The following is a 24422-nucleotide window of genomic DNA, read 5'->3' as shown; positions in this document are numbered from 1 at the left end:
TGAGCGATGCGCTTAGTTGTTGCCGCCGCCGCCAAGCGGCGAATCGCCGACGCCGACATTCTGCTTATAGCCTTGGTTGATCGCATCGATGTTCGCGGACTGGCTGGCGTCCCACTGTTCCTGGGTCTTGCAGACGCGGCGGCCGATCGAGCTGCCGGTCATCTTGGTGGCCTTGCAGATCTTTTTCGGCTTTTCGGGCTTCGCGGGCTGGGCGGTCGTCGCTCCGTCGACGGGCGGGGTTTCGGCGGCCGCGGCGGCGAGTGCAAGCGACAGGATGAGGGTCATCATGGGAAAGTAACTCCTGAAACGATTTGGCGCTCCTTAACGGTTTTTCGGCGTTCGGCCAAGAGCCGTTATGATGCCGTGCATCATCCTGATATCATTGTACGACCAGCCCGTCTTGGTGAGCGTGGTGCGTAATGTTCGGAGCGTCGCCGCGCGACGGTTTTCGGGAAAGAAATAGCCTGCTGCGTCGAGATCGCGCACGAAATGCTGGATCAGTTCTTCATATTCGGCATGCTCGGCGGTCGGCGCGAGTTCCGCGACGGGCGGCTGCGCCAGATCCTGACCCTTCGACCATTCATAGGCGAGCAGGATCACCGCCTGTGCCAGGTTGAGCGATCCGAATTCGGGATTGATCGGCACGGTGACGATGCTGTGCGCCAGCGCGACATCGTCGGTCTCCAGCCCCGACCGCTCGGCGCCGAAAACGAAGGCAGAGCGTCCGGCCGTCGCATGAACCTGCCGCGCCGCGGCTTCGGGGGTCAGCACGGGTTTGATCACGCCGCGCTTGCGGACGGTGGTCGCATAGATGTGCGTGCAGTCGGCGGTCGCCTCGGCGAGGCTGGCGAACACCTGCGCCTCGGCGAGCACGACATCGGCGCCCGACGCGGCGGGGCCGGCGTCGGGGTTGGGCCAGCCGTCGCGCGGGGTCACCAGCCGCAATTCGGTCAGCCCGAAATTGAGCATCGCGCGTGCCGCCTTGCCGATATTCTCGCCAAGCTGCGGGCGGACGAGGACGATGACGGGAGGCGGGGCGTCGGGGGCGGTTTGCTTGTTCACCCCTTGTGCGCCGCCTCGTTGATCGTCGAGGCGAATTCTTCGAAATCCTTCGCCTCGGTGAATTCGCGATAGACGCTGGCGAAGCGGATATAGGCGACGCTGTCGAAGCCCTTGAGGGCTTCCATCACCATGCCGCCGATCTGCGATGCCTTGACCTCATTGTCGCCCGAGGTTTCGAGCTGGCGCTGGATACCCGACACCAGCCGCTCGATGCGCGCGGCGTCGATCGGGCGCTTGCGGCAGGCGATCTGGACGCTGCGCATCAATTTCTCGCGGTCGAACGGTTCGCGGCCGCCGTCGGCCTTGAGCACCGCGACTTCGCGTAGCTGAATCCGCTCGAAAGTGGTGAAGCGCGCGCCGCAATCCTCGCATTGCCGCCGCCGCCGGATCGCCGCGCCGTCCTCGGTCGGACGGCTGTCCTTCACCTGGCTGTCTTCATGGCCGCAATAGGGACAACGCATCGGTCAGCGTTTCACCCGGCTGTAAAGCGCGATCGCGGCGCCCGCGAACAGGCCGACCGGCCAGCTGATGACGGGCAGCACGATCCCCGCGACGGCGCCGATCGCGCCGCCGGTCAGCACGGGCTTCGTCGAAGGATGCTGCATCCCCTGCTTGCCCATCGCCTTGACCTCTTCGATCGCGACTTCGACCAGCGTCGGCTCTTCGGGATTGGGACGGGCCATGGGTTCAGCCTTCGTAGATCGGGAAGCGTTCGCACAAAGCGCGGACGCGCTTGCGGACATCGGCCTCGACATCGGCGTCGCCATGCTCGCCCTTGTCGCGCAGCGCTTCGAGCACGTCGGCGACCATGTCGCCAATGTCCTCGAACTCGGCGATGCCGAAACCGCGCGTCGTGCCCGCGGGGGAGCCGACGCGGATGCCGCTGGTCTTGACCGGGGGCAGCGGGTCGAAGGGCACGCCATTCTTGTTGCAGGTGATTGCTGAGCGCTCGAGCGCCTCGTCGGCGTCGCGGCCGGTGATGCCGAGCGGGCGCAGGTCGATCAACGCCAGATGCGTGTCGGTGCCGCCCGCCACGACATCGGCGCCGCGCGCCTTCAGCCGGTTCGCGAGCGCCTGGGCGTTGGCGATCGTCGCCTTCGCATAATCCTTGAACTCGGGGCGCAGCGCCTCGCCGAACGCCACCGCCTTGGCGGCGATGACATGCATCAGCGGGCCGCCCTGCAGCCCCGGGAAGACCGCCGAATTGATCCGCTTGGCGATCGCCTCGTCGTTGGTCAGGACCATCCCGCCGCGCGGGCCGCGCAGCGTCTTGTGGGTCGTCGTGGTCACGACATGCGCATGTTCCATCGGCGAGGGATGCGCGCCGCCGGCGACGAGGCCCGCGAAATGCGCCATATCGACCATCAGCAGCGCGCCGACGTCATCAGCGATGGCGCGGAAACGCGCGAAATCGAGCGTGCGCGGATAGGCCGAGCCACCCGCGATGATGAGGGCAGGGCGATGTTCCTTCGCCAGCGCTTCGACCTGGTCGAAATCGACGAGATGGTCATCGGGGCGCACGCCGTACTGCACGGCGTTGAACCATTTGCCCGACATCGCGGGCGGGGCGCCGTGGGTCAGGTGACCGCCGGCGTCGAGGCTCATCCCCAGGATCGTCGCGCCGGGCTTGGTCAGCGCCAGCATCACCGCGCCATTCGCCTGCGCACCCGAGTGCGGCTGGACGTTGGCGAAATTGCAGTCGAACAATTTCTTGGCGCGGTCGATCGCCAGCGTCTCGACCTCGTCCGACGGCGCGCAGCCCTGATAATAGCGGCGGCCCGGATAGCCCTCGGCATATTTGTTGGTGAACACCGACCCCTGCGCTTCGAGCACCGCCTTGGAGACGATGTTTTCCGAGGCGATCAGCTCGATCTGATAGCGTTCGCGCTCCATCTCATGTTTCATCGCCGCTGCGACCGCGGGGTCGACCGTGTCGACGCCGTCGGTGAAATATCCGGCCGATTTGATGGGCTTGGCGAGCGTGTCTGTAGTCATCGGCTGGTCTCCAGTTGGGCCAAATTGAAGGGAGGCTTGGAAAGCTTGTCGACGCGGCGCGCGTGGCGGTCGCCGGCGAAATCGGTGGTCAGGAACGCGTCGAGGCACGCCTTGGCCATATCGATTCCGGTCAGTCGCGCGCCCATCGCGATGACGTTCGCGTCATTGTGCTGGCGCGACAGGCTGGCCGAGAGCGGTTCGGACACGAGTGCGCAGCGGCACGCCGGGTTGCGGTTGACCGAGATCGAGATGCCGATACCCGAACCGCAGAGTGCGACGCCCTTTTTGGCCCGACCGCTCGCGACGGCTTCGGCCAGGGCGTAGCCATAATCGGGATAATCGACGCTGTCGGGGCCGTTGGTGCCCAGGTCCTCGACCTCGTGGCCCTGCTCGCGCAGCCAGTCCGCAAGCTGGGCTTTCAGCTCATAAGCGGCGTGATCGGAGGCAATGGCGATGCGCATGATGCGGCTCCCGCAAGGCTGGAGGGAATCGATGAGCGGCCTTTAGGCGAAGGCGCTGCATATGGCCATAAGCGAGGTGGCAAATTTGTGACGCAGCCGATAAAGCCTCGCCATGTCCGACACGATCATGTCCGTGCTGATGCTCACCGGGGCCGTTTTGACCGGGGGCGCCATCTATATTTTCCGCAAGGGCGATCGGCGCCGTGCGCTGCTGATGCTCGTCGCGGCGCTCGTGATGTTCGCCAATGTCGCGGTCTGGCTGGTACCGGTCAAGGAAACGTCAGCGAGCAGCGGCGCCGAATGAGCGACGACTGCGTCCACCGCGGCGATGGGCGCTTTTGTCCCGACTGCGGCAAGGATTTGCGCCCGCTAGCCATCGACCGCCGCGCGGTACTCGGAGAGCTCGCCGAAAATTGGTGGGAAAAGGGCGTGCTTCACACGCTGGTCGGACTGTTCCGCCAGCCGGGCATACTGATCCGCCGCTATATCGAGGTGGATCGCGACCTTCTCGTCAAGCCGATTCCCTATGTCGCGGTGATCCTTGCGGTCAATTATCTGGTCCGCGCGCGCGTCCTGCCGGGAAGCGATACCACCACCATCGGCCTGATCGAAAAACTGCGCAACGAGCCCGTCATCCTGCCGCTGATCATTGCCCTGACCTCGTCGCTGGTGCTCCATTTCATCTTTTATCGCCGGTCGCCGGCCGGCTTTTTCGGAACGACGGTGATGCGCCTTTATGTCGTGGCGCAAGCGACGCTCCTGATGCTTCTCGCCGACCTGCTGATGGAGGTCTTAACATCCGAGCGCGGAATGGAGCGCGTCTCGATCCGCTATGCCCTGGGACTCGGTTTCAATATCTTCGCGGTGCGGCAATTTTACGCCGGTGAGGGACGCGGCAGTTGGATCCGCGCGGTCGCCGCCGTGATTGGCTGCGAACTCGCGCTGATCCTGTTCATCTTCATGCCCGCATCGCTGATCGACAAGGCCGGGTTTTTCTAGCTCTCAGCGGATCGGCGAATCGGGAGCGAGCCGCATATCCAGATAGTTATCGAGCGACTTCATCAACTGGTCGAGCTCATGCTCGAAAAAGTGATTGGCACGCGGGATCTCGTCGTGATGGATCGTGATGCCCTTTTGCGTGCGCAGCTTGTCGACCAGCTTCTGCACCGCGCTCGGCGGCACGATCTCGTCCTGGCCGCCCGCGACGATGATGCCGGAGGAGGGGCAGGGGGCGAGGAAGCTGAAGTCATACATGTTCGCCGGCGGCGCGACCGACAGGAAGCCGCGGATTTCGGGGCGGCGCATCAAAAGCTGCATGCCGATCCACGCGCCGAAGCTGAAGCCCGCGATCCACGTCGTCTGCGCCTCGGGATGGATCGACTGCACCCAGTCGAGCGCCGACGCGGCATCGCTCAACTCGCCGATGCCATTGTCGAACGTGCCCTGGCTGCGGCCGACGCCGCGGAAGTTGAAGCGCAGCACCGCGAAGCCGCGTGCGACGAAGCTCTTGTACATCGCCTGGGTGATGCGGTCGTTCATCGTGCCGCCGCCCTGCGGATGCGGGTGCAGGATCAGCGCGACCGGCGCGCGCGGGCGCGGCGGGGGCGAGAAACGGCCTTCGATACGGCCTTCGGGGCCGGGGAAAATCACGTCGGGCATGGGCGCACCTCTTATGTTTTGGGCTCGGAGCCGAATCGCCGGAGCGGCGGGGTGGCGGAGCGAAGGCGCGGCCTATATAGAAATTGGGTGGCAAGTTGCAACTTTTGCGAATTACTCGCAATAAGTAGTGATTTGGCGCCTCCCATTTTTCCGTTTGTGTCGAGCGAAGTCGAGACACGCGAAGGCGTGCGCGACCTCAAGGTGTCTCGACTTCGCTCGACACAAACCGGATTTGAGGGCAGATGCGCCCGATGATCTACCTCGACTATCAAGCGACCACCCCGCTCGCTCCCGAGGCGCGCGAAGCGATGCTGCGCTGGCTGGCGGGCCCCGGTGACGGCGATGGTTTCGCCAATCCGTCGAGCACGCACAAGGGCGGTCGCGCCGCTGCCGCCGCGGTCGAGGTCGCGCGCGATCAGGTCGCGGCGCTGCTGCCGAAGGGCGGGCGCGTCTTCTTCACCTCGGGCGCGACCGAGGCGCTCAACTGGGCGCTGCTGCGCGGCGCGGAGGTCATGCCCGGCGGGGTCGCGGGGCTGAGCATCGAACATGCCGCGTCGCTGCAATGCCTCGAACGGTTGAACGCCGCGATCCTGCCGGTCGATGGCGAGGGCGTCGCGCTGCCTCCCGACACCGCGTCGATTCCCGAAAACGGCATCGTCGCGGCGATGCTGGTGAACAACGAGGTCGGCACCATCCAGCCGGTCGGTGATTTCGCCGCCGCCGCCCATGCGAAGAACAGCCTGCTGCTCTGCGATGCGGTGCAGGGCTATGGCCGCGTCGCCATTCCCGACGGCCCCGACCTGATCGCCATCTCGGCGCACAAGATCCATGGCCCCAAGGGCATCGGTGCGCTGTGGGTCAAGGACGGAGTCGACCTGCCGCCGCTGATGTTCGGCGGCGCGCAGGAACAGGGCATGCGCTCGGGCACCGTCTCGCCCGCGCTGTGCGCCGGGTTCGGCGCCGCGGCGGCGCTTGCGGCCGAGCGGTTCGATGCTGACGCGGCGCATGTCGAACGCCTCTGGTCGATCGCGCGCGCGATGCTGCCCGAATGGGCGATCAACGGGTCGGTGGCGCATCGCTACCACGGTAATCTCAATGTCCGCCGCGAGGGCGTCAACGGTCTTCGCCTGATGTCCGACGCGCGCAATATCGCCTTCTCGCTTGGCAGCGCGTGCGGCAGCGGGTCGGGCAAGGTCAGCCATGTGCTGCGCGCGATGGGCGTGAGCGAAGCCGCCGCGCGCGCGTCGATCCGTCTCGGCTGGGGCCGCTACACGACCGAGGCCGAGTTGCGCGACGGACTCGACGCGATCAAACAGGCCGCACGGCTGCAGGGGGGCAATTGATGCGCGTCACCTTCATCCACGCCGACGGGAAAGGACGGACCGAGGTCGAGGCCGCGCCGGGTTCGATCCTGCTCGACGTCGCGCAAGCGCATCTGATGCCGCTCGAAGGGACTTGCGAGGGTCAGATGGCCTGCTCGACCTGCCATGTCATCGTCGCCAAAGAAGATTTCGACCGTTTGCCTGATGCGACCGAGATGGAAGAGGATATGCTCGACCTCGCCGCCGGTGCACGGCGCACCAGCCGCCTTGCGTGCCAGATTGTGCTGACCGAAGCGATGGACGGGCTGACCGTCCATATTCCGTCCGAAAGCCGCAACATGCAGGGGCCGCGCTAACCTTGCCCCGTTCGTCACCCCGGACTTGATCCGGGGTCCCACTCAGCGACGTCGAAGAAGCGGGACCCCGGATCAAGTCCGGGGTGACGATCATGTTGATCCCCACCGCGCTTGCATTTCTCCGCTGCCCCCGCCATATGCGCGCCGGGAGTCGGGCGGACGTGGTCTTCGCCAACCCGGTCAGGTCCGGAAGGAAGCAGCCGCAACGAATTCGCCGCGGGTCGTTCCGGCTCCCACCCATTTCCCCCTTCGACAAGCGCGCCGACCGTCCCTAATACGGATCGCATGAGCGATTCCGCCGACGACGAACCACCGATGCTGGGCATGGATTTGCCGACCACCACGGCGCCCGCTTCGAGCGGCCCCTACCGCGTCCTCGCGCGCAAATATCGCCCGCAAACCTTTGCCGAACTGATCGGTCAGGACGCGATGGTGCGCACGCTCGGCAATGCGATCGCGCGCGACCGGCTGGCGCACGCCTTCCTGATGACCGGGGTGCGCGGGGTCGGCAAGACCTCGACCGCGCGGCTGATCGCCAAGGCGCTGAACTGCATCGGCCCGGACGGGCAGGGCGGGCCGACGATCGACCCCTGCGGCATCTGCGAACCATGCCGCGCGATCACCGAGGGCCGCCATATCGACGTGATCGAGATGGACGCCGCGTCGAACACCGGCGTCGACGACGTGCGCGAGATCATCGAGGCGGTGCGCTACGCCGCGGTGTCGGCGCGCTACAAGATCTACATCATCGACGAAGTGCACATGCTGTCGCGCAACGCGTTCAACGCGCTGCTGAAAACGCTCGAAGAACCGCCGCCACACGTCAAATTCCTGTTCGCGACGACCGAGGTCAACAAGGTCCCGGTGACGGTGCTGTCGCGCTGCCAGCGCTTCGACCTCCGCCGCATCACCCCCGACATGCTGTTCAGCCATTTCAGCTCGATCCTCCAGAAAGAAGGCGTCGAGGCCGAAGCGCCCGCGATCTGGCTGATCGCCAACGCCGCCGAAGGCTCGGTGCGCGACGGTCTGTCGATCCTCGACCAGGCGATCGCGCACGCCGACCTCGATGGCGGCGGCATGATCGGCGCGGCGCAGGTGCGGGTCATGCTCGGCCTGTCGGACCGCTCGTCGATCGCGAATTTGATGGCGACGATCCTCGAGGGCGATGCCGGCGCCGCGATTGATCTCGCGCGTGGCCAATATGCGCTGGGGATCGAACCCGTCGCGATGGTGCGCGGGCTGATGGACCTGACCCATGCGATCACGCTGGCCAAGGTGTCGCGCCACGACGATCCCGCGCTCGCCGAGGCCGACCGCGAACGGATCGGTGACTGGGCGCAGAAGCTGGGCTTCGCGCCGCTCAACCGGCTGTGGCAATTGCTGCTCAAGGGCCATGACGAGGTGCTGCGCGCCAACAATCCGCTCGAGCATCTGGAAATGCTGCTGCTGCGGGTAATCTATGCCGCCGCGATGCCCGATCCGGGCGAGCTCGCGAAGCTGCTCGAAACCGGCCATTTCCCCGCGACGCCACTGCCTGCGCCCGCCGCGCCGGCGCAGGATGCGACCGCGCAGGCGCCCGAACCGGTCGCCGCTGAAACCGTGCCGCCCGCCGAGACGCCCGCTTCGGCGCTCACCGTGGCGCAAATCCACCAATTGCTCGAAAGCACCGGCAATCATCGCCTCGCGGTCGACGTGCACGATCATCTGCGGATCATCACCCTCGAACCCGGCGCGATCGTCTTTGTCCCCGTCGCAGCGCTCGACGGCGGCTTCGCGCGCGACCTTGGCGACGCCTTGCTTTCGGCCACCGGCAGCCGCTGGCAGGTGCGCAGCGGCGAGGGCGAGGGGCGGCCGAGCCTCGGGCAGGTGCGCGCCGCGACGCTCGCCGACAACGACCAGCGCATCCGCGAACTGCCCGTCGTCAAGGCCGCATTGGCGGCTTTTCCTGACGCGAGGCTTGTCGAGGGCGACGAGACGCGGCATAGGTCCGCTCCATGAAATCGATGGAAGAAATGCTCAAGGCGGCGCAGCAAGCCGCCGAAACCGTACAGGCGCAGATGGCGGAGGCGCAGTCGAAGCTCGACAGCGTCGAGGTCGAAGGCATCTCGGGCGGCGGACTCGTCCGCATCACCGCGAGCGCCAAGGGCCGTATCAAGGCGATCTCGATCGACGACAGCCTGATGGTTCCTTCGGACAAGCAGATGCTCGAAGACCTGCTCGCCGCCGCGTTCAACGACGCGCGCGAAAAGGCCGATCAGGCGAGCAATGCCGAAATGGGCAAGATGACGAGCGGCCTGCAACTGCCGCCGGGCTTCAAACTGCCGTTTTGATCTCTCGTCGCCCCCGCGAAGGCGGGGGCCGCTATCGTTTTGCGCAGCGAGGCTGGCCGGGCTGCCAACGGCCCCCGCCTTCGCGGGGGCGACGGCAAAACCTCCCGTTCAGCGCAGCGACATTGAATGCGCGGCAAGTTACGCCATATTAGCGGTTGAAGACCCTATAAGAAGGACGGCGTGCCGGTTGCGGGCGCTTGTCCAGGAGCCATGATGAGCCAGACTTTCCCCCTGTTGCCGCTGCGCGACATTGTTGTTTTCCCGCATATGATCGTGCCGCTGTTCGTCGGCCGCGATCGCTCGGTCGCCGCGCTCGAAGTCGCGATGGAAGCCGATAAGGAAATTTTCCTCGTCGCTCAGCTCGATCCGGGCGAGGATGATCCGCAGCGCGACGACCTCTATGACGTCGGCGTCATCGCCACCGTGCTCCAGCTGCTGAAGCTGCCCGACGGCACCGTCCGCGTCCTCGTCGAGGGCAAGGAGCGCGCCAAGCTCGTCGCGCTCGAAAATGACGACAAGGCGGTGGTCGCGCGCGTGACGCCGATCGCCGATGCCGAGGACGACAGCGTCGATACGGCGGCGCTGATGCGCTCGGTCGTCGACCAGTTCGAAAATTACGCCAAGCTCAACAAGAAGATGCCCGCCGAAACCGCGGTGCAGCTGTCGCAGATCGAGGACGCCTCGCGCCTTGCCGACTCGGTCGCGGGCAATCTCAACATCAAGGTTTCCGACAAGCAGGCCCTGCTCGTCGAGGGCCAGCCCGCCAAGCGCCTCGAAATGGTCTTCGCCTTCATGGAGGGCGAACTCGGCGTGCTGCAGGTCGAAAAGAAGATCCGCGGCCGCGTCAAGCGCCAGATGGAAAAGAGCCAGCGCGAATATTATCTCAACGAGCAGTTGAAGGCGATCCAGCGCGAACTCGGCAACGACAATGGCGAGGGCGGGGACGACCTCGCCGAACTGGCGGCCAAGATCGAGGGCATGAAAATGTCCAAGGAAGCCAAGGCAAAGGCGCAGGCCGAAATGAAGAAGCTGCGCGGCATGGCGCCGATGTCGGCCGAGGCGACCGTCGTGCGCAATTATCTCGACACGCTGATCGGCCTGCCGTGGGGCAAGAAGTCGAAGCTGAAAAAGGATATCGCGGCGGCGCAGGCGGTGCTCGACAACGACCATTATGCGCTCGAAAAGGTCAAGGACCGGATCGTCGAGTATCTGGCGGTCCAGGCGCGCACCAACAAGCTGAAGGGGCCGATCCTCTGCCTCGTCGGCCCGCCGGGCGTCGGCAAGACCAGCCTCGGTAAGAGCATCGCGAAAGCGACCGGGCGTGAATTCATCCGCCAGTCGCTCGGCGGCGTGCGCGACGAGGCCGAAATCCGCGGCCACCGCCGCACCTATATCGGCTCGCTGCCGGGCAAGATCGTGACGAACCTCAAAAAGGCCGGCACGATGAACCCGCTGTTCCTGCTCGACGAGATCGACAAGCTGGGCCAGGATTTCCGCGGCGATCCGGCTTCGGCGCTGCTCGAAGTGCTCGACCCCGAACAGAATGGCAAGTTCCAGGACCATTATCTGGAGATCGACGTCGACCTGAGCGACATCATGTTCGTGACGACGGCGAACTCGCTCAACCTGCCGCAGGCGCTGCTCGACCGCATGGAGATCATCCGGCTCGAAGGCTATACCGAGGACGAGAAGGTTGAGATCGCCAAGCTCCACCTGATCGCCAAGCAGATCGAGGCGCATGGCCTGAAGGCCGGCGAGTTCGAGCTGACCGACGAAGGCTTGCGCGATCTCATTCGCTATTACACCCGCGAAGCGGGCGTCCGCACCCTCGAACGCGAGATCGCCAAGCTCGCGCGCAAGGCGCTGCGCCGCATCCTCGAAGGCAAGATGGAGAGCGTCGTCGTGACGCCCGACAATCTCGCGGATTATTCGGGGGTGCGAAAATACAAGCATGGCATGGGCGACCTCGAGGACCAGATCGGCGCCGTCACCGGCCTCGCCTGGACCGAGGTCGGCGGCGAATTGCTGACGATCGAGGCGGTCACCGTGACCGGCAAGGGGCAGGTCCGCACCACCGGCAAGCTCGGCGAAGTTATGACCGAATCGGTGCAGGCGGCGCTGTCGTTCGTGAAGGCGCGCGCGCCGAGCTATGGCATCAAGCCGAGCCTGTTCGCGCGCAAGGACATCCACATCCACCTGCCCGAAGGCGCGGTGCCGAAGGATGGTCCGTCGGCGGGCGTCGGCATGGTCACCGCGATGGTCTCGACGCTGACCGGCATCGCGGTGCGCCGCGACGTCGCGATGACCGGCGAAGTCACGCTGCGCGGCCGCGTACTGGCGATCGGCGGGCTCAAGGAAAAGCTGCTCGCGGCGCTTCGCGGCGGCATCACGACGGTGCTGATTCCCGAGGAAAATGAGAAGGATCTGGTCGAGATTCCCGCCAACATTACCGGCGGACTCAACATCATACCCGTCAGTCATGTCGACCAGGTGCTCGCCGAAGCGTTGGTCAGCCCGGTCGAACCGATCGAATGGACCGAGGCCGACGAACTGGCGACCTCGCCCCCCGTCGCCACGGCAACCGACCCGGAGACAGCGATTCGCCATTGACCGCGGTTGAGCGTGACCGCTTTTCGTCGCAAAAACGTCATTTTGACGCGTTTTTGCCCCTTTTTTGCTTTGACAACGGGGGGGCAAAGCGCGTTAGTGACGCGCCATGGCACCGCCATGAATCATTCAACCAACAAATCACAGGGGTTCCTTAGGCATGAACAAACAAGACCTGATCGCCGCCGTCGCTGACTCGAGCGGCCTGACCAAGGGTGACGCGAGCAAGGCGGTCGAAGCTGTTTTCGACGCGATCACGGGTTCGCTGAAGAAGGGTGGCGAAGTCCGCCTCGTCGGTTTCGGCACGTTCGCCGTCAGCAAGCGCAAGGCCTCGACCGGCCGCAACCCGCGCACCGGCGAAACGATGACCATCGCGGCATCGAACCAGCCGAAGTTCAAGGCCGGCAAGGCCCTCAAGGATGCCGTCAACTGATCGGCAGCACCTTTTGCTGAAAACATTTCGGGTCGCGGCGAAAGCTGCGGCCCGTTTTGCATCGGCCCCGTTCTGCATCGGGCAGGCCAATGCTGTCGAAAGCCCGTTGCATTCACCGCCGCAGCGGCTATGGACGTCCGGCTTTCGGACGCGGCATCGCCGCTTCGGTCCGGAAGGGCGCGTAGCTCAGTGGTAGAGCACACCCTTCACACGGGTGGGGTCGCAAGTTCAATCCTTGCCGCGCCCACCATGACCCCGGAGGCGGACTCCTTGCTGACCGGGTCATTCATCGCCTATTCAATGCGTTCGCATTAGGAATCCGGCCATGTTCCGCACTCTCACATTTTCGCTGGCCTCGGCCGTCCTGCTTGCTTCCGCGGCGCCCGCCGTCGCACGCGGCGATCGCGACCAGGATCAGCTGCGCGACGCCGCGGCGCAGGGGCAGGTGGTGCCGCTGGGCAAGCTGATCGCCGACGTCCGTTCGCGGCCGCCCTATCGCGACATGACTTATCTCGGCGGCCCGCAGTTCGACCAGCAGCGCATGATCTATGCGCTCAAATTCATGGACGGCAGCCAGGTGGTCGTCGTCTATGTCGATGCCCGCACCGGCCGGATCGTCGGCCGCAAGCCCTGAAATCTTCCCGAACGACATTTGCGATGACCGCCGCGAGTGGTACACAGCAGCAAAGCGGCCGGGGATAACCGGCTCGCGCTAGGAAAGGCGTTTGAATGCGGATTTTGATTGTCGAAGACGAACCCACGCTCGGCCCGCAGTTGAAGGCGACGCTGGAGGGTGCGGGCTATGCCGTCGACCTCGCCACCGACGGCGAGGACGGCCATTTCCTCGGCTCGACCGAAAGCTATGACGCCGCGATCCTCGACCTTGGCTTGCCCGAAATCGACGGGCTCACCGTGCTCGACCGCTGGCGCAAGGAAAAGCGCAATTTTCCCGTGCTCGTGCTGACCGCGCGCGGCAGCTGGTCGGACAAGGTCGCGGGCCTCGACGCCGGCGCCGACGATTATCTCGCCAAGCCGTTCCAGACCGAGGAACTGATCGCCCGCCTGCGCGCGTTGATCCGCCGCGCGGCCGGCAACGCGTCGAGCGAGCTGATCGCGGGCAAGGTGCGCCTCGATACGCGTTCGGGCCGCGTGACGCTCGACGGCGAGCCGGTCAAGCTGACGGCGCAGGAGTATAAGCTGCTGTCGTACCTGCTCCATCACAAGGGCAAGGTGGTGTCGCGTACCGAGTTGATCGAACATATCTATGATCAGGATTTCGATCGCGATTCGAACACGATCGAAGTGTTCGTGACGCGCATCCGCAAGAAACTCGGCGCCGACATCATCACGACGATCCGCGGCCTGGGTTACCAGCTCGACGATCCGCAGGGCTAAGCCGTGGCCGAGGCCGATGTTCCGGCCATCGTAGCCGACACCGACGCCGCGAAGCCGCAGGCGCTGACGAGCCGGATCACCGGCTCGCTTGCGCGGCGCATGATCGCGATCGCTGCGATCTGGATTTCGGTGCTGTTGATCGGCGGCGGGTTCGCGCTCGACCGGGTGCTGACCGGTGCGATCACGCGCAACTTCGATTCGAACCTCGAATATGTGCTGCTCAGCATGATCCGCTCGTCGGAAATCGGCCCCGACGGCGAGGTCCGGATGATTGAGCCGCTCGGCGATCCGCGTTTCCTCGAACCCTATAGCGGCCTCTATTGGCAGATCAGCGGCGGGCGGCAGGAACCCTATCCCTCGCGCTCGCTGTGGGAACGGCGGCTCGACACGTCGGACAAGCACGACGACCAGCAACTCCATGTCTATGACAGCAACCAGTTCCCCGACGAGGAATTGCGCGTCGCCGAGCGCGACGTCATGCTGCCCGGCAGCAAAACCAAATGGCGGTTCCAGATCGCCCAGTCGCGCGAGGTGCTGCAGGTGCAAACGCGGGCGGTGCGGGCGACGCTGATCCCGAGCCTCGGCCTGCTGGGGCTGGGGCTCATCATCCTCGCGGCGCTCCAGACCTTCTATGGCCTCTGGCCCCTGCGGCACATCCGCCGGGCGATCGCCGCGATGCGCGGCGGCCAGCAACGCCGCGTCGTGGCGCCGCTGCCGCTCGAGGTGCAACCGATCGTCGATGAATTGAACGCGCTGCTCGCGCATAACGAGAAACAGGCCGAAGAGGCGCGGCTCCACGCGGGCAACCTCGCCCATGCGCTGAAGACGCCGCTGACCGTGCTCGTCAACAGCGCGACCGGTAACAAATCGGATCTTGCCGATACGGTCCGGCGCGAGGCGGCGACGATGCAGCGCCAGGTCGAACACCACCTCGCGCGCGCGCGCGCGGTCGGGCGGCGCGGTGCGGCGCAGGCGCGCGCCAACGTCCGTGACAGCGTCGACAGCGTGTCGCGCGCCGTGGCCTTGCTCTATCCCGATGCACGGCTCGACGCATCGGGCGACAAGGAACTGATCGTGCGGGTCGAGCGGCAGGATCTCGACGAACTGATCGGAAACCTGCTCGAAAATGCCGCAAAATACGGCGGCGGCAGCGTGTTCGTCACCGTCCAGCGCGAGGGTGGCATGGTGGAAATCCTTATCGAGGATGACGGTGCGGGCATCTCGCCCGCCGACCGCGACCGGGTCATCGACCGCGGCGTGCGGCTCGACAGCGGCAAGCCGGGAACGGGCCTCGGCCTTGCGATCGTGCGCGACGTGGCGGAGATTTACGGCGGCAGCATCGCGCTCGAAGAGAGCGAGGATTTAGGGGGGCTGCTGGTACGGCTCAGGCTGCCGGCGGGGTAGGCAGGAGGCCGTTTGGGGTGGTAGCGGACGCTTATGTCATCGTCATCCCGGGCTTGACCCGGGACCCGCCTTCCTTCTTTCGCTGCCGGTTCAAAGACAAGGCAGGCCCCGGGTCAAGCCCGGGGTGACGTCAATGGAACGACAGCAATCGGTCGTTTCCTGCCCTTGGCGAAATAGGACCGGCAGCGGAAATTGCCGCTTTCCTAAATTATTTCACTGTGTCAGCCTTCGATCCGCCCTTTGACTTGTCGATCACAGCGCCCCGCTTCGCGATGCGCCTGGATACCAAGCCTTAACAAGCCTTAAAGCGACAAAGGAGACAGTTTCCCCCTCAACGTCCGTCGCTTTTGTCGCTTTAAGCCGCCGTAACCTCCAGTCCGCGCTGCACGCCCGGCCGCGCCAGTCCCGCATCGAGCCAGCGCTGGACATGCTCGAATCGCGCGAAGCCGACGATTTCGGCGGCGTCATAGAAGCCGATCAGATTACGTACCCAGCCGAGCAGCGACATGTCAGCGATGCTGTAGCCTTCATCGATAATCCACTCGCGATCCGCGAGCCGGTCGTTGAGCACGCCGAGCAGCCGCGCCGATTCCGCCGCGTAGCGGTCGCGCGGGCGTTTGTCCTCAAAGTCCTTGCCGGCGAATTTGTGGAAGAAGCCGAGCTGGCCGAAGATCGGTCCGGCGCCGCCCATCTGCCACATCAGCCACTGAATCGTTTCATAGCGCGTCGCCGGGTCGGGCGAGAGGAACTGGCCCGACTTGTCTGCCAGATAGATCAGGATCGCGCCCGATTCGAACAGCGCCAGCGGCTTGCCGCCGGGGCCGTCGGGATCGTAGATCGCGGGAATCTTGCCATTGGGATTGAGCGCGAGGAACGCCGGGTCGTGGCTTTCGTTCGCCATGATGTCGATGCGGTGCGGCTCATAGGGAAGACCGCTTTCCTCGAGCATGATCCCGACCTTCACGCCATTCGGCGTCGGGGCGGAGAAAAGCTGGAGCCGGTCGGGATGCTGCGCGGGCCATTTGGCGAAGATCGGGTGCGTCACGCCCCTTGCTCCTGCTTGGCCTTCTGGTGATGGCGGATCACCTCCTCGATGATGAAGCGCAGGAATTTTTCGGTGAAATCGGGATCGAGATCGGCATCGCGAGCCAGTTCGCGCAGCCGGCCGATCTGGCGTTCCTCGCGCGCCGGGTCGGCAGGGGGCAGGCCGCCCTTCGCCTTGAGTTCGCCGACCGCCTTGGTCACCTTGAACCGCTCGGCGAGCATATAGACGAGCGCCGCGTCGATATTGTCGATGCTCTGGCGATAGCGGCTGAGTTGGTCGTCCATGCGCGGCTCCTCTGATGCCCGGCACGCTTGGCACTGCGCAGGGGCGCAAGGCAAGCCGAAAGTCGTTGCAAATTCACCCCCGCACGGCCAAGGCTCGCCGCGTCATGAGTGCTGAAATCCACCGTCTTCACGGCGAAAAGCCCCCCTCGCTCGACCCGATGATGGCGCTCGTCGCCGCCGACATGAACGAGGTCAATGCGGTCATCCTCGACCGCATGCAGTCCGAAGTGCCGCTGATCCCCGAACTCGCCGGCCATCTGATCGCCGGCGGCGGCAAACGGATGCGCCCGATGCTGACGCTCGCGTGCGGCAAGTTGCTCGACTATCCGGGCCGCCGCCACTGCAAGCTCGCCGCGGCGGTCGAATTCATCCACACCGCGACCCTGCTCCACGACGATGTCGTCGACGGATCGGACCTGCGCCGTGGCCGCAAGACCGCGAACCTGATCTGGGGCAACAGCGCGTCGGTGCTGGTGGGCGACTTCCTGTTCAGCCGGGCCTTCGAGGTGATGGTCGAGGACGGCTCGCTCAAGGTCCTCAAGATATTGTCGCGCGCTTCGGCGGTGATCGCCGAGGGCGAGGTCAACCAGCTCTCGGCGCAGCGCCGCATCGAAACGAGCGAAGACCAGTATCTCGCGATCATCAACGCCAAGACCGCCGAGTTGTTCGCGGCGGCGTGCAAGATCGCCGCGGTCGTCGCCGAACGCGACGATACGACCGAGGCGGCGCTCGACAGCTATGGCCGCAACCTCGGCGTCGCCTTCCAGCTCGTCGATGACGCGATCGACTATGTCTCCGACGCCGAGACGATGGGCAAGGGCGTCGGCGACGACTTTCGCGATGGCAAGGTGACATTGCCGGTGATCCTTGCCTATGCGCGTGGCAATGCCGAAGAGCGCGACTTCTGGAAACAGGCGATCGTCGGCCACCGCAGCTCGGACGAGGACCTCGCTTATGCGACCTCGCTGCTCCACAAGCACGACACGATCGCCGACACGCTGGCGCGCGCGCGCCACTATGGCCAGCGCGCCGTCGATGCGATCGGCGGCTTCCGCGCCAGCCAGGCTAAGGCGGCGCTGACCGAGGCGGTCGCCTTTGCGGTCGCCCGCGCTTATTGAGGAGCGGTCATGGCGATGATGGGTCCCGCGGCCGAAAGCCCCGACGCCTATATCGCCGCCTTGTCGGGCTGGCAGCTCGAGCTTTGCACGATGCTCCGCGCCGCCGTGATGCGGGCTGCGGCTTTCGAAGAGACGATCAAATGGACCAATCTCGTCTTCCTGGCGAATGGTCCCTGCATCCTGATCCGTGCCGAGGAGAAACGCGTGCTGCTCGGCTTCTGGCGCGGCAAGAGGCTGCGCGAGATCGAGCCGCGCATCAAGGCGAGCGGCAAATATGAGCTTGGCAATCTCATCATGACCGAAGAGACGGTCATCGATGTCGCGGTCGTCGAACGGCTCGCGGCGGAGGCCTATCGGCTTAACTTCGATCTCGGCAATCCGTCGACAAGGACATGAGCCTGACCCTGCCGATCGACGCGGTGCTGCCCGACATCATGGCGGCGCTGACGCTCAAGCCCAATGCCGTCGTCGTTGCCCCACCGGGCGCGGGCAAGACGACGCGCGTCGCGCCTGAAATCCTCAAACAGCCCTGGTGCAAGGGCGTCGTGTGGTTGCTCTCGCCCCGCCGCCTCGCCGCGCGCGCCGCCGCCGAGCGTATCGCCGAGGAGACGGGGACGAAGGTGGGCGGTCTCGTCGGCTATGCGACGCGCCTCGACAGCAAGCAGTCGAAGGACACGCGGCTGCTGGTGATGACGCCGGGGCTGTTCCGCAACCGCATCCTTGCCAATCCCGAGCTGACCGGGGTCACCGCGGTGCTGTTCGACGAGGTGCATGAACGCAGCCTCGACGGCGATTTCGCGCTCGCGCTCGCCATCGACGCGCAACAGGGGCTGCGCGACGATTTGCGGCTCGTCGCGATGTCGGCGACGCTCGACGGTGCGCGTTTCGGCGCGCTGCTCGGCAATGCGCCGGTCGTGAAGAGCGAGGGCAAGATCTGGCCGCTCGATCTGCGCCACATCGGCCGCCGCGCCGAGGACCGGCTCGAGGTCAGCGTCCTCGCGGCCGTGCGCAAGGCGCTTGCCGACGAGCCCGAGGGCGACATGCTGACCTTCCTGCCCGGTGCCGGCGACATCGAACGTGCGGCGACCGCGGTCGAGGAGACGCGGCTGCCGCTCGTTGTCCACCGGCTGCACGGCCAGATCGACCCGGCGCTGCAACGCGCGGCGCTGGTTCGCGACGCGAACGGCAAGCGCAAGCTGATCCTCGCAACGAGCATCGCCGAGACCAGCCTGACGATCGAGGGGGTGCGCATCGTCATCGACGCCGGCCTGTCGCGGCGCCCGCGCTTCGACAAGGCGGCTGGCATCGCGCGGCTCGTCACCGAACGCGCCAGCCAGGCCTCGGCGACCCAGCGCGCGGGCCGCGCGGCACGGCAGGGGCCGGGCGTTGCCTACCGACTGTGGGAGGCGGCGGCGACGACGGGCATGCCGCCCTTCGATCCGCCCGAAATCCACGAGAACGACCTGATGCCCGTCGTGCTCGACTGCGCGAGCTGGGGCATCGTCGATCCGCGCCAATTGGGCTGGCTCGACCCGCCGTCGCCCGCCGCGATCGCCGAGGCGAAGACGCGGCTGCAGGCGATCGGCGCCTTGGCGGCCGACGGGCGGATTACGCCGCATGGCCATGCGCTGGCCGCGATCCCGCTGCCGGTGCCGCTCGCGCATATGATCCTCGACGCGGCGGCGGCGGGCGAGGCCGAACTCGCCGCGCGGCTCGCGGTGTTGCTGACCGAACCGGGACTCGGCGGGCGCGGCGTGGATGTCGAGGCGCGGCTCCAGCGCTGGAAAGGCGCGAAAGGCGACCGCGCCGAAGGGGCCTGGCGGCTGGGGCGCCGGCTCGCCGCGCTGGCGGAAAAACGCGTCGAGGACAGCGCGCCGCTGACCTCGCGCTCGGTCGGCGGCTGGATCGCGACCGCCTGGCCCGACCGCGTGGCGCGCCAGCGCGCCGGCCAGCGCGGCGAATATCTCAGCGTCGGCGGTCGCGCCTATAAGCTCGACCCGCTCGATCCGCTCGCGGGTAGCGAATGGCTGGCGATCGCCGATGCGCAGGGCCATGCGGCGGGCGTGCGCATCCTCGCCGCCGCACCGATCGCGCAGATCGAGGTCGAGGCGATCTTCGCCGATCGCATCGTCGCCCATTCGGCGAGCAGCTATGACGCATCCAACGACCGCGTCGATCATCGCCGCGAACGCCGGCTCGGCGCCATCGCGCTGGCCAGCGGCAAGGCCGGGCGCGACGAGGGCGCCGGGGACGACGCGGCGCTGCGCCTGACTGCGGTGCGCGACAAGGGGCTCGGGCTGATCGGCTGGGGTCCGGCATCGCAGGCGCTGCGGCTGCGCGCCTCCTTCGCGGGCATCGACGCGCTGTCGACCGCCGCCCTCGCCGACAGCCTCGATATCTGGCTCGCGCCGCTGCTGCCCGGATGTCGGGGGCTGCGCGATATCGGCGACAGAAAGCTCACCGATGCGCTGATGGCGCTGCTCGACTGGCCGGCGCGGCAATTGCTCGAAAAGCGCGCGCCCGACGTTTATGCGACGCCGGCGGGCAGTCGCCATGCGATCGACTATGGCGCCGACGGCGGGCCGCAGGTGTCGGTGCGGGTGCAGGAGATGTTCGGGCTGGCGCGCCACCCCGCCGTCGGCGAACCGCCGGTACCGCTGGTCCTCGCGCTGACCTCGCCCGCGCACCGCCCGATCCAGACCACCCGCGACATCGCGAGCTTCTGGAGCGGCAGCTGGCACGAGGTCGCGCGCGAAATGCGCGGCCGCTACCCCAAGCATAGCTGGCCCGACGACCCCGCGACGGCGCGACCGACCCTGTTGACCAAGGCGGCGCAGGCGCGAAGGGATGGGCATTAGATCGTCGCCCCCGCGAAGGCGGGGGCCGCTGGCGGTGTGGCGCAAGGCCGACAACGGCCCTCGCCTGCGCGGGGGCGACGGCTTTCCTCTTTTCGTCGCCCCCGCTTGGCGCTAAGGCGCGGCAACAGCGCCATCCAAGGACGAGACTATGAAAGCCCGCATTTTCCAGAAGCCCAAGAACGCCATGCAGTCGGGCCGCGCAGGCACGCAGCGCTGGGTGCTGGAATTCGCCCCCGCCGAGGCGCGCAAGGCCGATCCGCTGATGGGGTGGGCGGGCAGCGGCGACACCCAGCGTCAGCTCAAGCTGGGCTTTGCGAGCCGCGACGAGGCGGTGGCCTATGCGACGCGCGAAGGCATCGACGCGGAGGTTATCGCGACCCCGGCGCGCACGCTCAAGATCCAGGCCTACGCCGACAATTTCCGCTGAGGCTTAAATCACAGCTTCGTCATTGCGAGCGAAGCGAAGCAATCCAGGGCGGTTTACGCCTACTCTCTGGATTGCCGCGTCGCTTCGCTCCTCGCAATGACGCGGCTTGGTTACTCCGCGTCCGGCTGCAGCAGCTTGTGCAGGTGGACGACGACATATTTCATTTCGGCATCGTCGACGGTGCGCTGGGCGGCGCTGCGCCATGCCTTTTCGGCGGCCTTATAGTCGGGATACAGGCCGACAACGTCGAGATTGTGGAGGTCGACGAAGTCGAGGCCCTGCGGGTCGCTGACGCGGCCGCCGAAGACCAGGTGCAATTTGCTCATCTTGGTTTCCTAGCGCTGGTAGACTGGGGAGGGGATGCGGGCGCCCCTATTCCGCTACGCGCCAATAGGCAAGCAAGCTGTCCGCTTCCTGTCTTACGCGTCCTTGTCGCCGCCGCCGCTCTTGGGCAGCAGCGCGCCGAGCAGCGCACCGATCGCTACCGCACCCGCGACGAGCGCGATCGGCTGCTTTTCGGCAACATCCTTGAGCTTCGAATTGGCGCGCTTCGCCTGCGCCTTGCCCTTGGCGAGCGCTTCGCCGGCGGCTTCGCGCGCGACGCCGGCCTGTTCGGCGCCCTTGGCGGCCAGCTCGTTCGTCGCGGCGCGGGCGCGGCCATAACCGTCCTGGATGCGCGCCTTCGCCGCCTCGGCGGTCAGCTTGGCGCTTTCGGCGGTCTTCTGCGCAACTTCACTCACTTTGGCGGTGGTTTCCCGGGCGGTTTCACTGAGCGGCTTCATTCTGGTCCTCCGTAATTTCACGATCTTCACCCACATCGCCTTGATCGGGGCGTAGCTTGTCGAGGCCCGCTTCGGCGAGATCGCGCAGGCGGCGGCCGAGGCGGGGGGCATGCTCCCGGATCGGGTCGCGGAGCAGCCAGGCGATCCCCGCCGCCGCCGCAAGAGCGATCGGCAAGCGATTGTTCCTGAACTGTTTTTGTACCGCCTCCGCGGTGTCGTCGACCTTGGCGCCGAGGCGGTATTTGCCGCGGTTGTAGAGCGACTTCGGCTTGAAGGCCTCGCCCGCCGCGCCGAGCTTGCGCTGCAATTCGGCGCGCTGGATCATCGATCGGCGCGCGGCGTTGATCAGGCGGGTTCGCGATGGGCGCATCAATCATCTCCCCGCGCAAGAAAATCGTCGCGGAACGCGGCTTTGACATCGCCATAGCTGAGTTTCGCCCGCCAGCCCGCAAAGGCGGCGACGAGGAGCAGCGCCGAGACGACGATCAGCGTCGCGAGCAACGGCCCGACCTGGACGGCCAGCACGAGGATCGCGCCGAACGCCAGCGCGAGCATCGCGACGACGAGCGCGCTTCCCGCGACAAAACCCCAGGCCGAGGTCCAGCCGACGCCATGATAGGCGAGCGCGCCGCGCGCCTTGAGCAGCGCTACCTCGGCCTCCGCCGCCGCCTGCAGATTGTCGACGACGTCGCCGACGATCTTTTCCAGCGGCACCGGCGGCGGGGCGACCGGGCGCCCGTCGGGCGCATAGCCGTGGCTCACGCGGTTGAACGCGCCCTCTTCGGACGGGGCAGGGGTGTCAGGCTTTGGCGGTGACATTGCGAATGGCTGGGTTTCAGTCGCTGCTCGAACCCTTGAGCAGGCGTGCCAGCACGAAGCCGAGCACCGCTGCGGCACCGACCGACACAGCCGGGTTCTTCTTGACCAGATCCTTGGTCGCGGCGGCGAGTTCGTCGAGGTCCTTCTTGTCGAGCGAGGTGGCCAGGCCGGCGACGGTCGAGGCGGCCGAGCGGGCGTAGTCGCCATATTGCTTGCCGAATTTGCTGTCGACGGTGCCGGCGCTGTCCTCGAGCATCTTGGCGAGGCTGCCGACGGCTTCGGCGGCCTTGTCCTTGCCCTTGGTCGCCGCGTCGCGGGCCTTGGTCGAGGCCTGGCCGGCGAGGTTGCTCGCGTCGGCCTTCAGCGAGGCGGCTTTTTTCGAGGCTTCGCTCTTGATCGTCGCGCCGGTGGCGGCGAGCTGGTCGCGGATCGGATGCTCGGCACTCTTGGCCGCCGCGGGCTTGCGCGCGGGCGCGGCCTTGGTCGCGGCGGGCTTGGCGGGCGCCTTGGCAGCGGGCTTCTTGGCGGCGGGAGTAGCGGCTTTGGCCATCGGTTCGTCCTCTTCTCTTATACGAAGCGCGGCTTTGCCCGCCGCGCCTGTCCCTGTCTCTGCGATAATATAGCAACAGGCGATGAATGGTTCCATAGCGCGGCAAAATTCCCCCAAAAATAGCGACGCGCACGGTTGCACTAAGGGCAGGGCGCCGATAACAGGCGGGCGCCTTTCCAACCGGCCCATATGGTGCCGCCAGCAGGACGATCCTCCATGACCGCCATCATCGACATTCACGGCCGCGAAATCCTCGACAGCCGCGGCAACCCCACCGTCGAAGTCGATGTGCTGCTGGAGGATGGCAGCTTCGGCCGCGCCGCGGTGCCCTCGGGCGCCTCGACCGGCGCGCATGAAGCGGTCGAACTGCGCGATGGCGACAAGGGACGCTATCTCGGCAAGGGCGTGACCAAGGCGGTCGCCGCGGTGAACGGCGACATCGCCGACGCGCTGATCGGCCTCGATGCCGAGGACCAGCGCGAACTCGACCAGATGATGATCGACCTCGACGGCACGCCGAACAAGAGCCGCCTCGGCGCCAATGCGATCCTCGGGGTCAGCCTCGCCGCTGCCAAGGCCGCCGCCGACGCGCGCGGCCTGCCGCTCTACCGCTATGTCGGCGGCGTCTCCGCCCGCACGCTCCCCGTTCCGATGATGAACATCATCAACGGCGGCGAGCATGCCGACAACCCGATCGACGTGCAGGAATTCATGATCATGCCCGTCGGCGCCGGCAGCATCGCCGAAGCGGTGCGCTGGGGCAGCGAAATTTTCCACACGCTGAAGAAAGGCCTGTCGGCGAAGGGCCTCGCGACCGCGGTCGGCGACGAGGGCGGCTTCGCCCCGAACCTCGCCTCGACGCGCGCCGCGCTCGATTTCATCGCGGCGTCGGTCGACGAAGCCGGGTTCAAGCTCGGCACCGACGTCGTGCTCGCGCTCGATTGCGCCGCGACCGAATTCTTCAAGAACGGCAAGTACGAGATCAGCGGCGAAGGCCTGTCGCTCAGCCCCGAACAGATGGCCGCCTATCTCGCCGCGCTCGTCAACGACTATCCGATCAAGTCGATCGAGGACGGGATGAGCGAAGATGATTTCGTGGGCTGGAAGGCGCTCACCGACCTCGTCGGCGACAAGTGCCAGCTCGTCGGCGACGATCTGTTCGTCACCAACCCGCTGCGGCTGGAGCAGGGGATCAAGGACGGCCTCGCCAACTCGCTGCTCGTCAAGGTCAACCAGATCGGCACGCTGTCGGAAACGCTCGACGCGGTCGATATGGCGCACCGCGCGCGCTACACCGCCGTGATGTCGCACCGTTCGGGCGAGACCGAGGATGCGACGATCGCCGACCTCGCGGTCGCGACCAACTGCGGCCAGATCAAGACCGGCAGCCTCGCGCGTTCGGACCGGCTCGCGAAATACAACCAGCTGATCCGCATCGAGGAAGAGCTGGGCGACATGGCGCGTTACCCGGGGGCGGCGATTTTCGGGTGAGCGGCTTCCGCGTTGGAGGACGGC

30 protein-coding genes, 1 tRNA gene and 1 other RNA gene are annotated in these 24422 nt (G+C 66.3%); 18 read left to right on the top strand and 14 right to left on the bottom strand.

Translation table 11 applies throughout. From position 1 onward, the window contains the following. Positions 1-12: 12 nt before the first annotated feature. The 6 genes from AC3WS4_RS16000 to rpiB all read right to left on the bottom strand — a co-directional run bounded on the left by AC3WS4_RS16000 (position 13) and on the right by rpiB (position 3518). A complete protein-coding gene (locus AC3WS4_RS16000; RefSeq protein ID WP_492739252.1) occupies positions 13-288 on the bottom strand; it encodes a hypothetical protein in 276 nt (91 codons plus the stop codon). Between the two features lie 33 nt (positions 289-321). Then, positions 322-969 (bottom strand): RNA methyltransferase, encoded by a 648-nt coding sequence (locus tag AC3WS4_RS15995; protein ID WP_492739767.1) that lies wholly within the window; start codon positions 967-969, stop codon positions 322-324. 89 nt (positions 970-1058) lie between these two features. After that, positions 1059-1523 (bottom strand): transcriptional regulator NrdR, encoded by a 465-nt coding sequence (nrdR, locus tag AC3WS4_RS15990; RefSeq protein ID WP_056350659.1) that lies wholly within the window; start codon positions 1521-1523, stop codon positions 1059-1061. A 3-nt stretch (positions 1524-1526) separates the two neighbouring features. Beyond that, positions 1527-1745, bottom strand: coding sequence for a hypothetical protein (locus tag AC3WS4_RS15985; RefSeq protein ID WP_056350661.1), 219 nt, complete (start codon positions 1743-1745; stop codon positions 1527-1529). 4 nt (positions 1746-1749) lie between these two features. After that, a complete protein-coding gene (glyA, locus tag AC3WS4_RS15980; protein ID WP_492739253.1) occupies positions 1750-3057 on the bottom strand; it encodes a serine hydroxymethyltransferase in 1308 nt (435 codons plus the stop codon). After that, a complete protein-coding gene (gene rpiB / locus AC3WS4_RS15975) occupies positions 3054-3518 on the bottom strand; it encodes a ribose 5-phosphate isomerase B (RefSeq protein ID WP_492739254.1) in 465 nt (154 codons plus the stop codon). Before rpiB ends, glyA begins: the two co-directional genes overlap by 4 nt. Positions 3519-3630: 112 nt before the next feature. Here rpiB and AC3WS4_RS15970 point away from each other — a divergent pair, with 112 nt between their 5' ends. Both AC3WS4_RS15970 and AC3WS4_RS15965 read left to right on the top strand, forming a co-directional pair. After that, positions 3631-3822: a hypothetical protein gene (locus AC3WS4_RS15970; protein WP_056350667.1), complete on the top strand. Its 192-nt coding sequence runs from the start codon at positions 3631-3633 to the stop codon at positions 3820-3822. Next, positions 3819-4517 carry a DUF3667 domain-containing protein gene (locus tag AC3WS4_RS15965; protein ID WP_492739255.1) on the top strand — a complete coding sequence of 233 codons (699 nt, stop codon included), beginning with the start codon at positions 3819-3821 and terminating at the stop codon, positions 4515-4517. Before AC3WS4_RS15970 ends, AC3WS4_RS15965 begins: the two co-directional genes overlap by 4 nt. Before the next feature lie 3 nt (positions 4518-4520). Here AC3WS4_RS15965 and AC3WS4_RS15960 read toward each other — a convergent pair whose 3' ends face one another. Further along, positions 4521-5177, bottom strand: coding sequence for an alpha/beta hydrolase (locus AC3WS4_RS15960; protein ID WP_037510410.1), 657 nt, complete (start codon positions 5175-5177; stop codon positions 4521-4523). 251 nt (positions 5178-5428) lie between these two features. Between AC3WS4_RS15960 and AC3WS4_RS15955 the strand changes: the two genes are divergently transcribed. The 11 genes from AC3WS4_RS15955 (at position 5429) to AC3WS4_RS15905 (ending at position 15024) form a co-directional block, all read left to right on the top strand. Then, positions 5429-6520: a cysteine desulfurase family protein gene (locus tag AC3WS4_RS15955; protein WP_492739768.1), complete on the top strand. Its 1092-nt coding sequence runs from the start codon at positions 5429-5431 to the stop codon at positions 6518-6520. Then, positions 6517-6855 carry a 2Fe-2S iron-sulfur cluster-binding protein gene (locus AC3WS4_RS15950; RefSeq protein ID WP_492739256.1) on the top strand — a complete coding sequence of 113 codons (339 nt, stop codon included), beginning with the start codon at positions 6517-6519 and terminating at the stop codon, positions 6853-6855. The genes AC3WS4_RS15955 and AC3WS4_RS15950 overlap by 4 nt, the downstream gene beginning before the upstream one ends. A gap of 143 nt (positions 6856-6998) precedes the next feature. Continuing rightward, positions 6999-7096: signal recognition particle sRNA small type (gene ffs, locus AC3WS4_RS15945), an RNA gene on the top strand. Between the two features lie 44 nt (positions 7097-7140). Then, on the top strand, positions 7141-8853 hold the full coding sequence (locus AC3WS4_RS15940) for a DNA polymerase III subunit gamma/tau (RefSeq protein ID WP_492739257.1): 1713 nt from the start codon (positions 7141-7143) through the stop codon (positions 8851-8853). Then, entirely contained in the window at positions 8850-9185 is a 336-nt protein-coding gene (locus AC3WS4_RS15935) for a YbaB/EbfC family nucleoid-associated protein (RefSeq protein ID WP_492739259.1), read from the top strand. Before AC3WS4_RS15940 ends, AC3WS4_RS15935 begins: the two co-directional genes overlap by 4 nt. Before the next feature lie 213 nt (positions 9186-9398). Further along, on the top strand, positions 9399-11795 hold the full coding sequence (lon, locus tag AC3WS4_RS15930; protein ID WP_056352192.1) for an endopeptidase La: 2397 nt from the start codon (positions 9399-9401) through the stop codon (positions 11793-11795). Positions 11796-11952: 157 nt separating this feature from the next. After that, positions 11953-12225, top strand: coding sequence for an HU family DNA-binding protein (locus AC3WS4_RS15925; RefSeq protein WP_037510426.1), 273 nt, complete (start codon positions 11953-11955; stop codon positions 12223-12225). Positions 12226-12400: 175 nt separating this feature from the next. After that, positions 12401-12475: transfer RNA gene (locus tag AC3WS4_RS15920), tRNA-Val, on the top strand. 75 nt (positions 12476-12550) lie between these two features. Beyond that, the gene (locus AC3WS4_RS15915) at positions 12551-12859 is read left to right on the top strand and encodes a hypothetical protein (protein WP_056350678.1); all 309 of its coding nucleotides are present in this window, start codon (positions 12551-12553) and stop codon (positions 12857-12859) included. Positions 12860-12954: 95 nt separating this feature from the next. Further along, complete coding sequence (locus AC3WS4_RS15910; RefSeq protein WP_492739262.1) at positions 12955-13620, top strand: response regulator transcription factor; 666 nt, start codon at positions 12955-12957, stop codon at positions 13618-13620. A 99-nt stretch (positions 13621-13719) separates the two neighbouring features. Continuing rightward, positions 13720-15024: a sensor histidine kinase gene (locus AC3WS4_RS15905; RefSeq protein ID WP_492739769.1), complete on the top strand. Its 1305-nt coding sequence runs from the start codon at positions 13720-13722 to the stop codon at positions 15022-15024. Between the two features lie 355 nt (positions 15025-15379). On the opposite strand, the gene AC3WS4_RS15900 is transcribed toward AC3WS4_RS15905, so the two are convergent. Together AC3WS4_RS15900 and AC3WS4_RS15895 are read right to left on the bottom strand one after the other, a co-directional pair. Further along, a complete protein-coding gene (locus AC3WS4_RS15900; RefSeq protein ID WP_492739263.1) occupies positions 15380-16069 on the bottom strand; it encodes a glutathione S-transferase N-terminal domain-containing protein in 690 nt (229 codons plus the stop codon). After that, positions 16066-16353, bottom strand: a complete 288-nt coding sequence (locus AC3WS4_RS15895) for a chorismate mutase (protein ID WP_056350687.1) — start codon at positions 16351-16353, stop codon at positions 16066-16068. Before AC3WS4_RS15895 ends, AC3WS4_RS15900 begins: the two co-directional genes overlap by 4 nt. A 104-nt stretch (positions 16354-16457) precedes the next feature. Here AC3WS4_RS15895 and AC3WS4_RS15890 point away from each other — a divergent pair, with 104 nt between their 5' ends. The 4 genes from AC3WS4_RS15890 (at position 16458) to AC3WS4_RS15875 (ending at position 20756) form a co-directional block, all read left to right on the top strand. Beyond that, on the top strand, positions 16458-17471 hold the full coding sequence (locus tag AC3WS4_RS15890; RefSeq protein ID WP_056350689.1) for a polyprenyl synthetase family protein: 1014 nt from the start codon (positions 16458-16460) through the stop codon (positions 17469-17471). Positions 17472-17480: 9 nt separating this feature from the next. Beyond that, the gene (locus tag AC3WS4_RS15885; RefSeq protein WP_492739265.1) at positions 17481-17867 is read left to right on the top strand and encodes a DUF1801 domain-containing protein; all 387 of its coding nucleotides are present in this window, start codon (positions 17481-17483) and stop codon (positions 17865-17867) included. Further along, entirely contained in the window at positions 17864-20329 is a 2466-nt protein-coding gene (gene hrpB, locus AC3WS4_RS15880; protein ID WP_492739266.1) for an ATP-dependent helicase HrpB, read from the top strand. Before AC3WS4_RS15885 ends, hrpB begins: the two co-directional genes overlap by 4 nt. 148 nt (positions 20330-20477) lie before the next feature. Beyond that, a complete protein-coding gene (locus AC3WS4_RS15875) occupies positions 20478-20756 on the top strand; it encodes an ETC complex I subunit (RefSeq protein WP_056350694.1) in 279 nt (92 codons plus the stop codon). Between the two features lie 110 nt (positions 20757-20866). On the opposite strand, the gene AC3WS4_RS15870 is transcribed toward AC3WS4_RS15875, so the two are convergent. The 5 genes from AC3WS4_RS15870 to AC3WS4_RS15850 all read right to left on the bottom strand — a co-directional run bounded on the left by AC3WS4_RS15870 (position 20867) and on the right by AC3WS4_RS15850 (position 22907). Continuing rightward, the gene (locus AC3WS4_RS15870; protein ID WP_187142079.1) at positions 20867-21082 is read right to left on the bottom strand and encodes a DUF4170 domain-containing protein; all 216 of its coding nucleotides are present in this window, start codon (positions 21080-21082) and stop codon (positions 20867-20869) included. 93 nt (positions 21083-21175) lie between these two features. Then, positions 21176-21538 (bottom strand): hypothetical protein, encoded by a 363-nt coding sequence (locus tag AC3WS4_RS15865; RefSeq protein WP_056350698.1) that lies wholly within the window; start codon positions 21536-21538, stop codon positions 21176-21178. After that, on the bottom strand, positions 21522-21863 hold the full coding sequence (locus AC3WS4_RS15860) for a hypothetical protein (RefSeq protein ID WP_492739268.1): 342 nt from the start codon (positions 21861-21863) through the stop codon (positions 21522-21524). The genes AC3WS4_RS15865 and AC3WS4_RS15860 overlap by 17 nt, the downstream gene beginning before the upstream one ends. A gap of 44 nt (positions 21864-21907) precedes the next feature. Next, positions 21908-22357, bottom strand: a complete 450-nt coding sequence (locus AC3WS4_RS15855; protein WP_056350700.1) for a phage holin family protein — start codon at positions 22355-22357, stop codon at positions 21908-21910. A 16-nt stretch (positions 22358-22373) separates the two neighbouring features. After that, positions 22374-22907: a hypothetical protein gene (locus tag AC3WS4_RS15850; RefSeq protein ID WP_492739270.1), complete on the bottom strand. Its 534-nt coding sequence runs from the start codon at positions 22905-22907 to the stop codon at positions 22374-22376. 216 nt (positions 22908-23123) lie between these two features. Here AC3WS4_RS15850 and eno point away from each other — a divergent pair, with 216 nt between their 5' ends. Continuing rightward, a complete protein-coding gene (gene eno / locus AC3WS4_RS15845; protein WP_492739272.1) occupies positions 23124-24398 on the top strand; it encodes a phosphopyruvate hydratase in 1275 nt (424 codons plus the stop codon). Positions 24399-24422: the final 24 nt, after the last annotated feature.

The organism is Sphingopyxis sp. EU05-FHT14B03 (assembly GCF_058790875.1).
This window is presented reverse-complemented; position numbering and strand designations above follow the sequence as displayed.

What these genes read in the sequence shown, in the direction of transcription:
- AC3WS4_RS16000 (WP_492739252.1), bottom strand. Translation starts at nt 288, where the DNA reads ATGATGACCCTCATCCTGTCGCTTGCACTCGCCGCCGCGGCCGCCGAA.
- AC3WS4_RS15995 (WP_492739767.1), bottom strand. Translation starts at nt 969, where the DNA reads ATGCTCAATTTCGGGCTGACCGAATTGCGGCTGGTGACCCCGCGCGAC.
- nrdR (WP_056350659.1), bottom strand. Translation starts at nt 1,523, where the DNA reads ATGCGTTGTCCCTATTGCGGCCATGAAGACAGCCAGGTGAAGGACAGC.
- AC3WS4_RS15985 (WP_056350661.1), bottom strand. Translation starts at nt 1,745, where the DNA reads ATGGCCCGTCCCAATCCCGAAGAGCCGACGCTGGTCGAAGTCGCGATC.
- glyA (WP_492739253.1), bottom strand. Translation starts at nt 3,057, where the DNA reads ATGACTACAGACACGCTCGCCAAGCCCATCAAATCGGCCGGATATTTC.
- rpiB (WP_492739254.1), bottom strand. Translation starts at nt 3,518, where the DNA reads ATGCGCATCGCCATTGCCTCCGATCACGCCGCTTATGAGCTGAAAGCC.
- AC3WS4_RS15970 (WP_056350667.1), top strand. Translation starts at nt 3,631, where the DNA reads ATGTCCGACACGATCATGTCCGTGCTGATGCTCACCGGGGCCGTTTTG.
- AC3WS4_RS15965 (WP_492739255.1), top strand. Translation starts at nt 3,819, where the DNA reads ATGAGCGACGACTGCGTCCACCGCGGCGATGGGCGCTTTTGTCCCGAC.
- AC3WS4_RS15960 (WP_037510410.1), bottom strand. Translation starts at nt 5,177, where the DNA reads ATGCCCGACGTGATTTTCCCCGGCCCCGAAGGCCGTATCGAAGGCCGT.
- AC3WS4_RS15955 (WP_492739768.1), top strand. Translation starts at nt 5,429, where the DNA reads ATGATCTACCTCGACTATCAAGCGACCACCCCGCTCGCTCCCGAGGCG.
- AC3WS4_RS15940 (WP_492739257.1), top strand. Translation starts at nt 7,141, where the DNA reads ATGAGCGATTCCGCCGACGACGAACCACCGATGCTGGGCATGGATTTG.
- AC3WS4_RS15935 (WP_492739259.1), top strand. Translation starts at nt 8,850, where the DNA reads ATGAAATCGATGGAAGAAATGCTCAAGGCGGCGCAGCAAGCCGCCGAA.
- lon (WP_056352192.1), top strand. Translation starts at nt 9,399, where the DNA reads ATGAGCCAGACTTTCCCCCTGTTGCCGCTGCGCGACATTGTTGTTTTC.
- AC3WS4_RS15925 (WP_037510426.1), top strand. Translation starts at nt 11,953, where the DNA reads ATGAACAAACAAGACCTGATCGCCGCCGTCGCTGACTCGAGCGGCCTG.
- AC3WS4_RS15915 (WP_056350678.1), top strand. Translation starts at nt 12,551, where the DNA reads ATGTTCCGCACTCTCACATTTTCGCTGGCCTCGGCCGTCCTGCTTGCT.
- AC3WS4_RS15910 (WP_492739262.1), top strand. Translation starts at nt 12,955, where the DNA reads ATGCGGATTTTGATTGTCGAAGACGAACCCACGCTCGGCCCGCAGTTG.
- AC3WS4_RS15905 (WP_492739769.1), top strand. Translation starts at nt 13,720, where the DNA reads ATGATCGCGATCGCTGCGATCTGGATTTCGGTGCTGTTGATCGGCGGC.
- AC3WS4_RS15895 (WP_056350687.1), bottom strand. Translation starts at nt 16,353, where the DNA reads ATGGACGACCAACTCAGCCGCTATCGCCAGAGCATCGACAATATCGAC.
- AC3WS4_RS15890 (WP_056350689.1), top strand. Translation starts at nt 16,458, where the DNA reads ATGAGTGCTGAAATCCACCGTCTTCACGGCGAAAAGCCCCCCTCGCTC.
- AC3WS4_RS15885 (WP_492739265.1), top strand. Translation starts at nt 17,481, where the DNA reads ATGGCGATGATGGGTCCCGCGGCCGAAAGCCCCGACGCCTATATCGCC.
- hrpB (WP_492739266.1), top strand. Translation starts at nt 17,864, where the DNA reads ATGAGCCTGACCCTGCCGATCGACGCGGTGCTGCCCGACATCATGGCG.
- AC3WS4_RS15875 (WP_056350694.1), top strand. Translation starts at nt 20,478, where the DNA reads ATGAAAGCCCGCATTTTCCAGAAGCCCAAGAACGCCATGCAGTCGGGC.
- AC3WS4_RS15870 (WP_187142079.1), bottom strand. Translation starts at nt 21,082, where the DNA reads ATGAGCAAATTGCACCTGGTCTTCGGCGGCCGCGTCAGCGACCCGCAG.
- AC3WS4_RS15865 (WP_056350698.1), bottom strand. Translation starts at nt 21,538, where the DNA reads ATGAAGCCGCTCAGTGAAACCGCCCGGGAAACCACCGCCAAAGTGAGT.
- AC3WS4_RS15860 (WP_492739268.1), bottom strand. Translation starts at nt 21,863, where the DNA reads ATGATCCAGCGCGCCGAATTGCAGCGCAAGCTCGGCGCGGCGGGCGAG.
- AC3WS4_RS15855 (WP_056350700.1), bottom strand. Translation starts at nt 22,357, where the DNA reads ATGTCACCGCCAAAGCCTGACACCCCTGCCCCGTCCGAAGAGGGCGCG.
- AC3WS4_RS15850 (WP_492739270.1), bottom strand. Translation starts at nt 22,907, where the DNA reads ATGGCCAAAGCCGCTACTCCCGCCGCCAAGAAGCCCGCTGCCAAGGCG.
- eno (WP_492739272.1), top strand. Translation starts at nt 23,124, where the DNA reads ATGACCGCCATCATCGACATTCACGGCCGCGAAATCCTCGACAGCCGC.